The organism is Paracoccus caeni, from assembly GCF_016629665.1.
In the GTDB taxonomy this organism is placed as follows: Bacteria; Pseudomonadota; Alphaproteobacteria; order Rhodobacterales; family Rhodobacteraceae; genus Paracoccus; species Paracoccus caeni.
The window spans coordinates 61035-75072 of the sequence record NZ_JAEPRQ010000002.1; the positions used below are offsets into that span (position 1 = coordinate 61035).

19 protein-coding genes are annotated in these 14038 nt (G+C 62.8%); 8 read left to right on the forward strand and 11 right to left on the reverse strand.

All coding sequences use genetic code 11. From position 1 onward, the window contains the following. Nucleotides 1–28 precede the first annotated feature (28 nt). The 4 genes from JJJ17_RS07035 (at nucleotide 29) to aat (ending at nucleotide 3537) form a co-directional block, all read left to right on the forward strand. Nucleotides 29–931, forward strand: a complete 903-nt coding sequence (locus JJJ17_RS07035; RefSeq protein ID WP_267911109.1) for an ADP-ribosylglycohydrolase family protein — start codon at nucleotides 29–31, stop codon at nucleotides 929–931. A 93-nt stretch (nucleotides 932–1024) separates the two neighbouring features. Beyond that, on the forward strand, nucleotides 1025–1537 hold the full coding sequence (gene accB, locus JJJ17_RS07040) for an acetyl-CoA carboxylase biotin carboxyl carrier protein (RefSeq protein ID WP_200684948.1): 513 nt from the start codon (nucleotides 1025–1027) through the stop codon (nucleotides 1535–1537). A 7-nt stretch (nucleotides 1538–1544) separates the two neighbouring features. Then, nucleotides 1545–2900: an acetyl-CoA carboxylase biotin carboxylase subunit gene (gene accC / locus JJJ17_RS07045; RefSeq protein WP_200684950.1), complete on the forward strand. Its 1356-nt coding sequence runs from the start codon at nucleotides 1545–1547 to the stop codon at nucleotides 2898–2900. A 7-nt stretch (nucleotides 2901–2907) separates the two neighbouring features. After that, the gene (aat, locus tag JJJ17_RS07050) at nucleotides 2908–3537 is read left to right on the forward strand and encodes a leucyl/phenylalanyl-tRNA--protein transferase (RefSeq protein WP_200685816.1); all 630 of its coding nucleotides are present in this window, start codon (nucleotides 2908–2910) and stop codon (nucleotides 3535–3537) included. Here aat and JJJ17_RS07055 read toward each other — a convergent pair. The 5 genes from JJJ17_RS07055 to JJJ17_RS07075 form a co-directional block, all read right to left on the reverse strand. Next, complete coding sequence (locus tag JJJ17_RS07055; protein ID WP_200684952.1) at nucleotides 3504–3935, reverse strand: DUF2155 domain-containing protein; 432 nt, start codon at nucleotides 3933–3935, stop codon at nucleotides 3504–3506. The two genes, aat and JJJ17_RS07055, sit on opposite strands and share 34 nt — an antisense overlap. Further along, nucleotides 3932–4414 (reverse strand): outer membrane lipid asymmetry maintenance protein MlaD, encoded by a 483-nt coding sequence (gene mlaD, locus JJJ17_RS07060; RefSeq protein WP_200684954.1) that lies wholly within the window; start codon nucleotides 4412–4414, stop codon nucleotides 3932–3934. Before mlaD ends, JJJ17_RS07055 begins: the two co-directional genes overlap by 4 nt. Beyond that, nucleotides 4415–4792 (reverse strand): NADH:ubiquinone oxidoreductase subunit NDUFA12, encoded by a 378-nt coding sequence (locus JJJ17_RS07065; RefSeq protein WP_200685748.1) that lies wholly within the window; start codon nucleotides 4790–4792, stop codon nucleotides 4415–4417. Nucleotides 4793–4960: 168 nt separating this feature from the next. Next, the gene (gene clpX / locus JJJ17_RS07070; RefSeq protein ID WP_200684956.1) at nucleotides 4961–6226 is read right to left on the reverse strand and encodes an ATP-dependent Clp protease ATP-binding subunit ClpX; all 1266 of its coding nucleotides are present in this window, start codon (nucleotides 6224–6226) and stop codon (nucleotides 4961–4963) included. Between the two features lie 156 nt (nucleotides 6227–6382). Beyond that, the gene (locus tag JJJ17_RS07075; protein ID WP_200684958.1) at nucleotides 6383–7015 is read right to left on the reverse strand and encodes an ATP-dependent Clp protease proteolytic subunit; all 633 of its coding nucleotides are present in this window, start codon (nucleotides 7013–7015) and stop codon (nucleotides 6383–6385) included. Nucleotides 7016–7204: 189 nt separating this feature from the next. On the opposite strand from JJJ17_RS07075, the gene pth reads away from it, so the two are divergent. From pth to JJJ17_RS07095, 4 genes are read left to right on the forward strand one after another with little or no spacing between them, the layout of a single operon-like run. Next, nucleotides 7205–7921 carry an aminoacyl-tRNA hydrolase gene (gene pth, locus JJJ17_RS07080; RefSeq protein ID WP_200684960.1) on the forward strand — a complete coding sequence of 239 codons (717 nt, stop codon included), beginning with the start codon at nucleotides 7205–7207 and terminating at the stop codon, nucleotides 7919–7921. Beyond that, complete coding sequence (locus tag JJJ17_RS07085; protein WP_200684961.1) at nucleotides 7918–9000, forward strand: DUF2332 domain-containing protein; 1083 nt, start codon at nucleotides 7918–7920, stop codon at nucleotides 8998–9000. The genes pth and JJJ17_RS07085 overlap by 4 nt, the downstream gene beginning before the upstream one ends. Before the next feature lie 24 nt (nucleotides 9001–9024). Beyond that, nucleotides 9025–9399: a DUF2237 family protein gene (locus JJJ17_RS07090; RefSeq protein WP_200684964.1), complete on the forward strand. Its 375-nt coding sequence runs from the start codon at nucleotides 9025–9027 to the stop codon at nucleotides 9397–9399. Then, nucleotides 9386–9979, forward strand: a complete 594-nt coding sequence (locus tag JJJ17_RS07095; protein WP_200684966.1) for a DUF4893 domain-containing protein — start codon at nucleotides 9386–9388, stop codon at nucleotides 9977–9979. Before JJJ17_RS07090 ends, JJJ17_RS07095 begins: the two co-directional genes overlap by 14 nt. A gap of 67 nt (nucleotides 9980–10046) precedes the next feature. Here JJJ17_RS07095 and JJJ17_RS07100 read toward each other — a convergent pair whose 3' ends face one another. The 6 genes from JJJ17_RS07100 to ihfB all read right to left on the reverse strand — a co-directional run bounded on the left by JJJ17_RS07100 (nucleotide 10047) and on the right by ihfB (nucleotide 14026). Beyond that, complete coding sequence (locus tag JJJ17_RS07100) at nucleotides 10047–10802, reverse strand: hypothetical protein (RefSeq protein ID WP_200684968.1); 756 nt, start codon at nucleotides 10800–10802, stop codon at nucleotides 10047–10049. A 106-nt stretch (nucleotides 10803–10908) separates the two neighbouring features. Further along, on the reverse strand, nucleotides 10909–12135 hold the full coding sequence (gene trpB, locus JJJ17_RS07105) for a tryptophan synthase subunit beta (RefSeq protein ID WP_200684970.1): 1227 nt from the start codon (nucleotides 12133–12135) through the stop codon (nucleotides 10909–10911). 46 nt (nucleotides 12136–12181) lie between these two features. Continuing rightward, nucleotides 12182–12631 carry a GNAT family N-acetyltransferase gene (locus JJJ17_RS07110; protein ID WP_200684972.1) on the reverse strand — a complete coding sequence of 150 codons (450 nt, stop codon included), beginning with the start codon at nucleotides 12629–12631 and terminating at the stop codon, nucleotides 12182–12184. Further along, nucleotides 12624–13259: a phosphoribosylanthranilate isomerase gene (locus tag JJJ17_RS07115; protein WP_200684974.1), complete on the reverse strand. Its 636-nt coding sequence runs from the start codon at nucleotides 13257–13259 to the stop codon at nucleotides 12624–12626. The genes JJJ17_RS07110 and JJJ17_RS07115 overlap by 8 nt, the downstream gene beginning before the upstream one ends. Further along, nucleotides 13259–13678: a lipopolysaccharide assembly protein LapA domain-containing protein gene (locus JJJ17_RS07120; protein ID WP_200684976.1), complete on the reverse strand. Its 420-nt coding sequence runs from the start codon at nucleotides 13676–13678 to the stop codon at nucleotides 13259–13261. Before JJJ17_RS07120 ends, JJJ17_RS07115 begins: the two co-directional genes overlap by 1 nt. Before the next feature lie 63 nt (nucleotides 13679–13741). Further along, complete coding sequence (ihfB, locus tag JJJ17_RS07125; protein ID WP_200684977.1) at nucleotides 13742–14026, reverse strand: integration host factor subunit beta; 285 nt, start codon at nucleotides 14024–14026, stop codon at nucleotides 13742–13744. Nucleotides 14027–14038: the final 12 nt, after the last annotated feature.

Consider the following 14038-nt stretch of genomic DNA (forward strand, 5'->3'; position numbering starts at 1 on the left):
GCCCTCGCACCGATCGCGCCTCGAAGGCATGCTTGTCGGTCTGGCGATCGGAGACGCCGTAGGAACGACGTTGGAATTCACTCGCCGCGACAGCCAGCCTGCACTGACCGACATGATCGGCGGCGGGCCTTTCGGGCTGAAGCCAGGCGAATGGACCGATGACACATCAATGGCCCTGTGCCTTGCCGAGACGCTGATCGAAAGCGGTAAGCCTGGCGGACATTTCGATGCAGCACAACTGATGCGCCGGTTCTCTAACTGGTGGCACCATGGTCATAAGAGCGTGACCGGTGCTTGCTTCGATATCGGCGTCACCACCCGGCAAGCCATCAGCCGTTTCGAGCGAAGCGGCGAGCCGCTTTCGGGAAGCGAGGCGGAGAACACTGCGGGCAACGGCTCTATCATGCGGCTGGCTCCGGTGGCGATCCGCTGGGCGGGTGATCCTGCTGCGGCCTGCCATGCGGCGGAACTTCAAAGCCGGACCACCCACGCCGCTGCCGAATGTTTGGATGCCTGTCAACTGATGGCGTCTGCACTTATCGCGCTGGCCGGAAACAGGACTTTGCAGGATGCGCTGACCGTCGCACCTGCGCCTTTCGGCACCAAGGTGGGCGAATTGCGCAGCGGCGATTTCCTGCGAAAGACTCGCGACGAGATTCGCTCGACCGGGTATGTTCTTCACACTCTGGAGGCCGCCCTATGGTCGATTCACCATGCGGGCACCCCGGCCGAGGCCATCCTGCTGGCCGCCAATCTCGGTGACGATGCCGATACGGTCGCTGCGGTCACCGGGCAATTCGCCGGCGCGATCTGGGGCGTGGATGCTTTCCCACGCGAATGGCTGGAACGTCTCGCATGGCGAGACGATATGACCAAACTGGTTAACAACCTGATCGAAGCGGAAAATTTCGACGATCATCAACAGGATTGAGCGAAACCCTTCCCCTTGGCCCGCTTCCAAGGCTATAAGCGTGCAAAACGCCGCAAGAAATCAGAGCGGCATCAGACCACGGCAGAGGACCGCATGAGCAACGAACCCAAGAACGACAAATTCCACGATGGCGACGTGGCCTTCATCAAGTCGCTGGCCGAGCTGCTGAACGCAAGCGAACTGGCCGAATTGTCGGTCAAGCGGGAATATGACGAACATGACCGGCTGACCGTCAGCCTGTCGAAATATGGCAAGCAGGTCGCCTATGCAGCCGCTCCGGCGCTGGCCCCTGCCCCGGTCGCCGCACCCGCAGCGGCCCCCGCCGCCAGCGCAGCGCCTGCCGCCGCCGCGAATGACGACCCGGCCAGCCTGCCGGGCATCGTCACCTCGCCCATGGTCGGCACCGTCTATCTGGCGGCAGAGCCGGGCGCCGCAGCCTTCGTCCAGATCGGCCAGACCGTCGCCGAAGGCGATACGCTGCTGATCGTCGAGGCGATGAAGACGATGAACCACATCCCCGCCCCGCGCGCAGGCACGGTGAAGCGCATTCTTGTCGATGACGGCAGCCCGGTCGAATACGGCGCGCCCCTGATGGTCGTCGAGTGAGGCGCGGATGTTCGACAAGATCCTGATCGCCAACCGGGGCGAGATTGCGCTGCGCGTGATTCGCGCATGCCGGGAAATGGGCATCGCCTCGGTCGCGGTCCATTCCACCGCCGATGCCGATGCGATGCATGTGCTGATGGCCGACGAATCCGTCTGCATCGGCCCGCCGCCCTCGGGTCAAAGCTATCTGTCGATGCCCGCCATCATCTCGGCCTGTGAAATCACCGGCGCGCAGGCGGTGCATCCGGGCTATGGTTTCCTGTCGGAAAATGCCGGCTTCGTGCAGATGCTGGAAGATCACGACATCACCTTCATCGGCCCGCGCGCCGAACATATCCGCATCATGGGCGACAAGATCACCGCCAAGGACACGATGAAGGCGCTTGGCGTGCCCTGCGTGCCGGGCAGCGAAGGCGGCGTCAACGATGTCGATGAGGCGGTGAAGGTCGCGGCAGAGATCGGCTATCCGGTCATCATCAAGGCAACCGCCGGCGGCGGCGGTCGCGGGATGAAGGTGGCACAGGACGAAAAAGGCCTGGAAGTCGCCTTCCGCACCGCGCGAGCCGAAGCGAAGGCCGCCTTTGGCAATCCCGACGTTTATATCGAAAAATACCTGCAGAAACCGCGCCATATTGAGGTGCAGGTCTTTGGCGACGGCAAGGGTCGCGCGGTCCATCTGGGCGAACGCGATTGCTCCTTGCAGCGCCGCCACCAGAAGGTGCTGGAAGAAGCCCCCGGCCCGATCATCACCCCGGAAGAACGTGCGCGGATCGGCAAGGTCTGTTCGGACGCGGTCGCCAAGATCGGTTATGCGGGCGCGGGTACCATCGAATTTCTGTATGAAGACGGCGAGTTCTATTTCATCGAGATGAACACCCGCCTTCAGGTCGAACATCCGGTGACCGAGGCAATCTTCGGCGTCGATCTGGTCCGTCAGCAGATTCTGGTCGCTGCCGGTCAGGAGATGGAGTTCTCGCAGGATGATCTGACGATCCGCGGCCACGCGATCGAGGTTCGGATCAATGCCGAAAAGCTGCCGAATTTCGCGCCAAGTCCCGGCAAGATCACCCAATATCATTCGCCGGGCGGCCTTGGCGTCCGCGTCGATTCCGCGCTTTACGACGGCTATTCGATCCCGCCCTATTACGACAGCCTGATCGGCAAGCTGATCGTGCATGGCCGCGACCGCCCCGAGGCGCTGGCGCGTCTGGACCGGGCATTGGGCGAATTGATCGTCGATGGCGTCGAGACGACGACGCAATTGTTCCGCGATCTGTTGCAGGAACCGGATATCCAGTCCGGCAATTACTCGATCCATTGGCTGGAACGCTGGCTGGAACAGCGTTACGCCAACGCGGGCTGATCTTGTCGTGCTGTCGCCCGCGCAATTGCTGAAAGGCTATGCGCGTGGCGTCTTTCCGATGGCCGACAGCGCCGGGGATCCGCGCCTTTACTGGTATGATCCGCCCTATCGCGGGGTGCTGCCGGTGGGCGGGGTCCATGCCTCGCGCTCGCTTCTGCGCGATCTGCGGCGGGGGGACTGGTCGGCGCTGCTGAACCATGATTTCGATGCGGTCGTTGCGGCCTGTGCCGATCGCGAAGACACATGGATCAACGCGCCGCTATCACAGCTTTACCGCCAGCTTCATCAGTTAGGCCATGCCCATGCCATCGAGGTTCGGCGAAATGACCGCTTTGCCGGGGGCATTTTCGGTGTAACGCTGGGCGGGGCTTTCTTTGGCGAATCAATGGTTTCGGCGCAGACCAACGGGTCGAAGATGGCGTTGCTGTGGACCTCGTCGCATCTGGCGCGAAGCGGGTTCACGTTGTTCGATACCCAATATCTGACGCCGCACCTGAAGCGAATGGGCGGGTCCGAGATCACGCGCGAGGATTACCGGAAACGGCTGGCCGCAGCGCTGCGCAGCGATGTCAGTTTCGGCGCCCTGCCCCTGCCAGACGCCGATCAGCTTTCGCAGGAAATCACCCAGACATCATAGCGCGCATCGTCCAGCGCCGATAAAGCGGGGGAAGATGCGACCATCCAGCCGCTGAACAGCGTCACATTCTGGCTGGTATCGGCGATGGTCAGTTGCGCGAAGGCGTCAGAGCTTGGATCGCCCGCCGGATAGCGGCACTGGCCCAGCCGGATTTGCAGCCGCCCGTAATCCGCTGCATCACCGACGGTCAGATGAAAATCGGTCGTCCGACCCGAAAGTTTATCAAGCCCGCGCAGAAACGCCCCGCCCGCCTGCGCAACCTGCTGCGGCGGCTGACGAACCGGCTCTTGCTGCGTCGTCGTCTCGGGCTCGCCAAGGCTTGGCAAGGTCTGTTGCGCCATCGCCGGGAAGGCCAGCATGGCTGACAACGCCAGCGCGGGAAGGGATCGGATCATCATTGCGTCGCCTCGTCATCGCTGGACTGGCTGTCAACGAATTTCATCATCAGTTGCAGCAGGCTGACCGCGCCCTGCACATCCTCGATCTCATCGCCGGGGGCGAGATTGTCGGGGCTGCCGCCGGGCTGGATCTGGATATAGGCACCGCCCAACAGCCCGTCAGACTGAATCAGCGCGGCGCTGTCGGTGGGCAGGACCACGCTTTCGGGAATGCTGAGGCGCGCATCGGCCATATAGGTTTGCGGGTTCAGCGCCACCGAAGTCACCTTGCCGACCTTGACGCCCGCAAGCCGAACCTCGGTCCCGACCTCGACGCCGTCCACATCGGGGAAAGAGGCCGTCACCTCATAACCCTTCTGGCGCTGCCAGAGATCGCCGCCAAAACCCCATGCCAGAAAACCGGCGGCCACGATCAGAACCACCGCGCCGGTGATGGTTTCGACGCGCTGCTCGGCCCGATGCTCGGCCCCGGTCACCATTTATTCAGGCTGCCACGCTTCGTAATCGCGCCGCGCCACCGGCTCGGCCCGGTAGAGCGAGCCTTGCGGATGATAGGCCTCGGGCGTGCCGGTCAGGTTCGGCAAATGCGGCTTTTCCCAGGGGCGCGTGGGCAGCGGCGCCTTGGTCGGCGGCTCGGCCCAGGTGTGGTGCAGCCAGCCATGCCATTCCGGCGAAACGCGGCTGGCTTCGGACACGCCGTTATAGATCACCCAACGGCGCTTGCCGTCCTTGGACTGATAGAAAATGTTGCCCTGATCGTCCTTGCCGACTTCTTCGCCGTAAAGCCAGGTCCAGACCTGAGTGTTGATCGTCTGGCTGTTCCACCAGGTCAAAACGCGCAGCAGAAACGACTTCATGGACACGGACCCCATCCTTCAAGATTGCTTTGAGATATGGCGCAAGTTTCGCCCAAGGTCCAGCCTTCCCGGTCATACCGGCAATCAATCACGGGCTTTTGCCAAAGCGAAGGGCCGGTCCCGCAACATTGGCAGAACCGGCCCTGTCAGCCATCGCATTCCGCCGGTTCAGCCGGCCGAGGCGCTTTCTTTCTTTGCGTCGGTGTGGATCAGCAGCGGTTTCACCGCAGCATTGTCCACCGCATCCTCATTCACCACCACTTCGACGACGCTGTCCATGCCCGGCAGATCGAACATCGTGTCCAGCAGGATGTCTTCCATGATCGAGCGCAGGCCGCGTGCGCCGGTTTTGCGCAGGATGGCGCGCTTGGCGATCGCCTTCAGCGCATCATCGGTGAAGGTCAGTTGCACGCCTTCCAGATCGAACAGACGCTGATATTGCTTGACCAGCGCGTTTTTCGGCTTGGTCAGGATGATGATCAGCGCTTCTTCGTCCAGATCGGTCAGCGTCGCGATGACCGGAAGACGACCGACGAATTCCGGGATCAGACCGAATTTCAGCAGGTCTTCCGGCTCCAGATCCATGAACAGCTCGCCGACGCCACGGTCGTCGTTTTCCTTGACCGAGGCGCCAAAGCCCATCGCCGTGCCCTTGTTGCGCTGCGCGATGATCCGCTCCAGCCCGGCAAAGGCGCCGCCGCAGATGAACAGGATGTTGGTCGTGTCCACCTGTAGGAATTCCTGCTGCGGATGTTTGCGCCCGCCCTGCGGCGGCACGCTGGCCACGGTGCCTTCCATGATCTTCAGCAAAGCCTGCTGAACGCCCTCGCCCGAAACGTCGCGGGTGATCGAGGGGTTGTCAGACTTGCGGGTGATCTTGTCGACCTCATCGATATAGACGATGCCGCGCTGCGCGCGTTCGACGTTATATTCCGACGCCTGCAACAGCTTCAGGATGATGTTTTCGACATCCTCGCCGACATAACCCGCCTCGGTCAGCGTGGTCGCGTCGGCCATGGTGAACGGCACGTCAAGGATCCGTGCCAGCGTCTGCGCCAGCAGCGTCTTGCCGGTGCCGGTCGGGCCGATCAGCAGGATGTTCGACTTGGCCAGCTCGATATCGGATTTCGAGCCGTGGTTCAGCCGCTTGTAGTGGTTATGCACCGCCACCGCCAGAACCCGCTTGGCCCGTTCCTGACCGATCACATAATCGTCCAGCACGCCGCAGATTTCCTTCGGCGTCGGCACCCCGTCGCCCGATTTCAACCCGGATGATTTGGTTTCTTCGCGGATGATGTCCATGCACAATTCGACGCATTCATCGCAGATGAATACGGTCGGGCCCGCAATCAGCTTGCGCACCTCATGCTGGCTCTTGCCGCAAAAACTGCAATAGAGCGTGTTCTTGCTGTCGCCGCCGGACTGGTTAGCCATCGTCCATTTCCTTCGTTACCGCCGCCCTTTTATCCGAACGACGGGCGGCAACAGGGTTTGCCTGCGCCGCTTCCGTAATCCTCCGCGACGCTTTTACCCGTCGCGGCTATGATCCCTATGTTAAGGATGACGCGCAGCCGTCACAATCCCCAACCGTTATTTCTTCTCTGGCTCGGCCTTGCCGCGTGGCTCCAGCACCTCATCGATCAGGCCCCAATCCTTCGCCTCTTCCGGCGACATGAAGCGGTCACGCTCCAACGCCTGCTCAACCTCTTCCAGCGTGCGGCCGGTATGCTGAACGTAAATCTCGTTCAGCCGCCGCTTCAGCTTTTCGGTCTCGCGCGCGTGGATCAGGATGTCGGTCGCCTGCCCCTGGAACCCGCCCGAGGGCTGGTGGACCATCACCCGGCTGTTGGGCAGCGAATAGCGCAGACCCTTTTCGCCCGCCGCCAGCAGCAGCGATCCCATCGAGGCCGCCTGCCCCACGACCAGCGTGGACACACGCGGGCGGATATATTGCATCGTGTCATAGATCGACAGGCCCGAGGTCACCACGCCGCCCGGGCTGTTGATATACATGCTGATATCCTTGGACGGGTTCTCCGCCTCAAGAAACAGCAATTGCGCACAGATCAGGGTGGACATCCCGTCATGGACCGGGCCCGAGACGAAGATGATCCGTTCCTTCAGCAGGCGCGAAAAGATGTCATAGGCCCGTTCCCCGCGAGAGGTCTGTTCGACCACCATCGGGACCAGTGTGTTCATGTAGAATTCTGCCGGATCGCTCATCATCAGTCCTTGCCTGTTAGTCCCTAGCTCGTCGCGATTCGACCGGGTAATCCCCATCTCATAGCCGCGAAAGGTTGACAGAGTCTTAGTAACCGGCAAGGTCCGCCGCAAGGGATGCAGCACATTTCGCCTGCCGCAACAGGTGCTTTTCACCTAAAACCCTATCGAATGGCAGGACAGGAGAGGTCGATGAAACTGATTGTTGGTCTGGGCAATCCCGGCGCGAAATATGCGGGAAACCGGCATAATATCGGTTTCATGGCCGTGGATCGCATCGCCTCGGAGCATGGTTTCGGCCCGTGGAAGGCGCGTTTTCAGGGCGAAATCGCCGAAGGGCGGCTGGGCAGCGAACGGGTGGCGCTGCTGAAGCCCACGACCTTCATGAACCTGTCGGGGCAATCCGTGGGCGAGGCGATGCGCTATCTGAAGCTGACGCCCGAGGATGTGATCGTGCTGCATGACGAGTTGGATCTGGCCCCCGGAAAGTGCCGGGTAAAGCGTGGTGGCGGCCATGCGGGGCATAACGGGCTGCGCTCGATCCACCAGCATATCGGCGCGGAATATGAACGGGTGCGGCTGGGCATCGGCCATCCGGGCCACAAGGATCGGGTCGCGCCCTATGTGCTGTCGGATTTCGCCAAGGCGGATCAGGACTGGCTGGACGATCTGTTGCGGGGGGTGTCCGACGGGGCGGTCTCGCTGGCCGGTGGCGATGGCGGGCGGTTCCAGAATGCGGTGGCGGCGCGGGTGACCCCGGCGCGCAATAGCGGGACCGAGGCCCCTGAAAAACGCCTGCCGCCCGAACCGAAACCCACCAAACCCGAGGTAAAACCGGACGCGCCGCCAAGTGACGCGCCGCAGAGTTTTGTCGAAAAACTGCGCAATCTGACCGAGAGGTTCAAATGAGCGAACAGGCCGTCAGGGATGCATTTCGCGATCAGGCGCGGTCCTGCCGGATGCTGGGATCGGATTATACGGCCGCTTTGTGCGAGGCGCTTGCCGATCTGTTGCAGCCGGATCAGGGGGCGGTTGCCGCCCGCGTGCTGAACTGGCCCGGCGATCCGCGCAGCAGCGCCGATTCCGTGCCGCTGAGGCTGTGCGGGGCGCTGCATGCGCTGGTGCTGACCGACGCCGCGCCGGAACTGGCCCGCGCCTATGCCGCGCGGCGCGTCGATCCGGGGCTGCTTCTTGCCGCGCTGAAGGATCACGAGGCGACGGTGCTGCGCTGGATGGACAGCCCACCGCAGACGAATGAGGTCGCGCGCTCTGCGGCCATTCTGGCGGCGGCGCGGTATCTGCACGGGCTCAACCCGCTACCGCTGCGGGTGCTGGAGCTTGGTGCTTCGGCTGGACTCAACCTGAACTTTCATCGCTATGAGCTTGCACCAAATACGGAATTTTTAGAATCAGAGAGCGTCGTTCTGCGCCCGGAATGGCAGGGAGACCTGCCCGAAGGCGATCCGGTGGTGGACAGCGCAGAGGGCGTTGACCTGAACCCGCTCGATCCGGTGGCCGATGCTTTGCGATTGCGGGCCTATTGCTGGGCCGATCAGGTCGCCCGTCTGTCGCGGCTAAACGCGGCACTGGCGCTGGCGCAGCGGCATCCGCCGCAGGTCACGGCAGGCGATGCGGCGGGGTGGCTGGCAACACGGTTGGCCGAAAAGGCGCCCGGCAGGCTGACACTGGTGACACATACGATCGCCGCACAATATTTCCCCGCCGAAACCCTTGCCGCTTGCGAGGCCGCGATGGACGCCGCAGGCCGGGCCGCCACGCCGCAGATGCCGGTGGCGCATTTCAGCATGGAATCTGATGGCGGCGCGGACGGGGCGCGACTGACACTGCGCCTGTGGGATGGGCAGCAGCGTGGCTGGTATCTGGGTCGCGCCGATTTTCATGGCCGCTGGATTCGCTGGGCTCCGGTTCCGCTTACCCCGGATGAGGTGCAAAATGCGGGTCTTGGACTGTTCGGCCGCAGGATGTAGCCTGAGCCGATGGGAGGACCGCCGATGGAACCGTCGCTGAACGTCTTGGGCACCGATCTGGAACCCTGCTCGATGCAACCGCTGACCGGCTATTACCGGAATGGCTGCTGCGATACCGGGCCGGGCGATGCGGGCAGCCATACGGTCTGCGTGATCGTCACAGCGGAATTTCTGGCCATGTCGAAATATCTGGGCAACGATCTGTCCACGCCGCGCCCGGAATATCGTTTCGAAGGATTGAAGCCCGGCGACCGCTGGTGCCTTTGCGCCGCGCGTTTCCTACAGGCCGCGCATGAATTTGCCGCGCCGAATGTGGTGCTGGAGGCAACCCATGTTCGCGCGCTGGACATCATTCCATTGGAGCTTCTGCAAGCACATGCCGTCGATGCCCATGAATAAACTGCTGACCGCAATAGCCCTGTCGCTGCTGGCGCTTCCGGCGCTGGCCGAGGATATCCCGATCCGCACCGACGATGCCGAACGTCTGGCACAGCTTGATGCCACCACGGGCGAGGCCTTGCGTCAGGCCTTTGCCGGGGCGACGGCGGAAGAGGCGCAGACCATTGCCCGCGCCCTGACCGGCGAGGCGCTGCCCGCCGGGGTGGCGCTGGAGTTGATGCCGGGCGAATGGTCCTGCCGGATGGCAAAGCTGGGCGGGCTGCTGCCGGTGGTGATCTATCAGCCCTTCCGCTGCGTCTTCCGCAAGGACGGCACCTTCGAAAAACTGACCGGATCGCAGCGGACGATCGGGTCGGCGCAGGCGGATGGCGAAAGGCTGCTTTATCTTGGCACCGGCTTCATCGCCGGGGATACACCGCCGGGCTATGCCGATCTGCCAGAGGACATCGACGCCACCGCCAGCCCGCAACGCTTCCCCGAGATCGGTGTGATCGAGCTGACCGGCCCCGATAGCGGTCGTATCCTGTTCCCTGCCCCGCATGTGGAATCGCGGCTGAATATCCTGATCCTCAGCCGCTAGATCATAAACGCCACGAAAAAAAAACCGGGCGCAAGATTGCCCCCGGTTCTGTCTTGGTGGGTTGGCGTCAGCCGTTATTCTCGCCGCCGTCGCCACCTTCGCCGCCACCGTCAGACCCGCCGTCGGAACCATCCGAGCCATCAGACCCGCCGTCGGAGCCGTCGCCGCCGTCCGAACCGTCAGAGCCATCAGATCCGTCCGAACCATCGGACCCGTCAGAGCCATCGGCTCCGTCATCGCCACCCGGATCACCGCCGTCATCCGAACCGTCGTCGGTGCCAGTATCGCCACCATCGTCAGTCCCGTCGCCGCTGCCGTCATCGGTGCCATCATCTGTGCCCGTATCACCATCATCGGTCCCGTCATCCGGTGCCGACATGGTGTCGTTGTCCTGCCCGCTGGACCGCTCGGGCGCCTCGCGCAGTTCCACTCCGTCAACCGAGATCAGGCTGCCATTGGCAATGCTATAGACCAGTTCGGTCGGCTGACCGGCTCGCTGTGCGTTGACGGTCAGGATCGGGCCTTCGCGCAGGATATGCACATCGGTGAAACCCTGTCCGATCAGCGACTCGGCAATCGCCTCGTCATTGTCGAGCTGTTCCAGCAACGGATAATCGGGCGGGGTGACCGCACCGACCGGTGCGCCAGGGTCTGCCGCGACGCCCGGAACCACGGCGGTGTTGCCGTCCGGGGTTTCGACCACGGTGGTATTGCCTTCGACCACTTCGCCGGTCTGCGCCAGCGCCGTCGAACCCATCATCAGCGCGCCAAGCGCCAGAACCTTGCCGCCGATCATGGCGGTCGTCATTGTCCGTTTCAGCATGACATTTCCTCCTTCATGCTCATCGGGCAGACAACCCGGCGAGACAGTCAGAGGTTTCCTCGCGCCCTGTCGCAATTGCGTCATCGGGCGCGAGGGAAAAGTTCGATCAGGCTTTAATATCTACGCCCAAGTGCTTGGCAACAGTGAAGATATCCTTGTCACCACGACCGCACATATTCATCACGATGATATGATCCGCAGGCAGATCGGGCGCGATCTTGATGACATGGGCCAGCGCGTGGCTGGGCTCCAGTGCCGGGATGATGCCTTCGGTTTCACAGCAAAGCTGAAACGCCGCCAGCGCCTCTTTATCGGTGACGCTGACATATTCGGCGCGACCGATATCGTTCAGCCAGGCATGCTCTGGCCCGATGCCGGGATAGTCCAGACCGGCGCTGATCGAATGGCCTTCAAGGATCTGGCCATCATCGTCCTGCAACAGATAGGTGCGGTTGCCGTGCAGCACGCCCGGACGCCCGCCCGACAGGCTGGCGCAATGCTCCATCCGGTCATCGACGCCCTTGCCGCCGGCCTCGACCCCAATGATGCGGACGGATGTGTCGTCAAGGAACGGGTAGAACAGGCCCATCGCGTTCGAGCCGCCGCCGATTGCGGCAATGATCGTGTCGGGAAGGCGGCCTTCGCGCGGCATGATCTGTTCGCGGACTTCCTTGCCGATGATCGACTGGAAATCGCGGACCATCGCCGGATAGGGATGCGGACCGGCGACGGTGCCGATGCAGTAGAAGGTGTCGCGGACATTGGTGACCCAATCGCGCAGTGCGTCGTTCATCGCGTCCTTCAGCGTGCCGCGACCGCTGGTCACCGGGATCACATCCGCCCCCAGAAGCCGCATGCGGAACACGTTCGGCGCCTGACGCTCGACATCGTGGGCGCCCATATAGACCACGCATTTCAGGCCAAAGCGCGCGCAGACGGTGGCGGTTGCCACGCCATGCTGGCCTGCCCCGGTCTCGGCGATGATCCGGGTCTTGCCCATCCGCATCGCCAGTAGGATCTGGCCCAGCACATTGTTGATCTTATGCGCGCCGGTGTGGTTCAGCTCATCCCGCTTCATATAGATTTTCGCGCCGCCCAGACGCTCGGTCAGGCGTTCGGCGAAATAAAGCGGCGACGGGCGGCCGACGTAATGGGTCCACAGATCATCCATCTGCGCCCAGAATTCGGGATCGGTCTTGGCCCGCTCATATTCGGCCTCAAGATCAAGGATCAGCGGCATCAGCGTTTCGCTGACAAAGCGACCGCCGAAGATGCCGAAACGGCCCTGCTCGTCGGGGCCGGTCTTGTAGCTGTTTACCAGATCATCGGCCATGGCTGCGCCTTCACGGTTGGAATGGGTATTGAGGCAAGGAAGAAGCCTAGAGCGTCTTCTTATAGCCGATATGGCTTGGGGTGAAGCCCAGCCGGTCATAGAAACGATGCGCATCGGTGCGGGATTTGTTGGTGGTGAACTGCAACACCGTGCAACCCGCGCGACGCGCCCGGTCCTCGGCATCCGCCATCATCTGCGCGCCGATGCCATGGCCGCGATGGTCGGCATGCACCCGCACCCCCTCGATCAGCGCGCGCCGTGCAGCAGAAAGCGAGAGGCCGGGAATATAGGTCATCTGATAGCAGGCGGCGATGCTGCCTTCGCGTTCGCCGACGATCAATTCGTTGGCGGCCGAGGCGGCGATTTCGTCAAACGCCGCTTCGTAATCCACAAGATCGCCCTGTTCACGGTCGCGGCCAAGAAAGTCGTCGGCCAGCATGGCGACGATCTCCGCCACCTCGTCACGGCGGGCGGGACGAAATGTGATGTCAGACATTAGCAGCCTCGATGAACGCGCGGATCAGGGCGGCGTCTTTCTGGCCCGGCTCGGTCTCGACACCCGAAGACACATCGACACCGCGCGCGCCGGTCAGGCGGATCGCCTCGGCCACATTCGCGGGGGTCAGGCCGCCTGCCAGCAACCATGGGCGCAGCCATTTGCGACCGACCAGCAGCCGCCAGTCAAAGGCCAGACCGTTGCCACCGGGAATCGGCGATCCCTTCGGGGCTTTGGCATCGACCAGAAGCATGTCGGCAACCAGCCCGTAATCGATCAGCGCGGCAAGATCGGCAGGCTCGGCGATACCCACCGCCTTCATTACCGGCAGGCCGGTCAGCGCCTTCACCTCGGCCACGCGGTCGGGGCTTTCCTTGCCGTGAAGCTGGATCATGTCCAAGGGCGCGTGGGCCAGCGTATCGCGCAGAAGATCGTCCGTGGGATCGACGAACAGCCCGGTCTTGGCGATGCCAAGCGGTATCTCGGCCATCAGCGCCCGCGCCTGTTCCGGCGTCACCGCACGAGGCGATTTTGGGAAGAAGACGAATCCCAGATATTGCGCGCCCGCCTTGACGGCCGCATCGACATGGACCGCCTCGCGCAATCCGCAGATTTTGACCTGAGCCATCAGCGGGAAGCGGGCAGCGTCGTCCCCGGAGCGGGTTCGGGCGAGGGAATGGGCGTCGGTGCAGGCGTGGTTTTCGGGCGTTCCAGAATCGCCAGAACTTCGTCCTGCGGGGCGGCATGGTCCTGACGCAACTGGCCGACTTCGCTTTCCAGACGAGCGGCGCGGTCGCGATGGGCGCGCGCCTCGCGACGGATATGCGCCTCGCGCAGCCACTCCCAGACAAGACCCGCCAGCATGCCACCGGCAAAGGCCACGAAGATCACAAGAAACAGCGGCAGATTGACCGTCCATTGCCCGCCAAGGAACTGCCCGAAATTCGCCGGGAAGGCCGACAGGGTGACGATTTCCCTGTTGGCAAGCGCCAAGGCGATCAGAAACAGTGCCAGAAGCACGACGAACAGCAGACGAATGGCTCGCATCGATATTCCCCGGTTGCGGCGGCCAAGGAGTGACCGCCGGTATTGACCGACCTTCTACGCCGGTCAGGCCTCTCCGTTCAACCGATCGCGCAGCAATTTGCCGGTCTTGAAGAACGGCACGTGCTTTTCATCGACATCGACGGCATCGCCCGTGCGCGGATTGCGCCCGGTGCGCGAGTCGCGCTTCTTGACCGAGAAGGCGCCAAAGCCGCGCAACTCGACCCGGTCACCGCGCGCCATGGCGTCGATGACCTCTTCAAAAACCGTATTCACGATTCGCTCGACATCGCGGCGGAACAGATGCGGGTTTTCGTCGGAAATTTTCTGGATCAGTTCTGACCGGATCATGGCTTCCCCAAG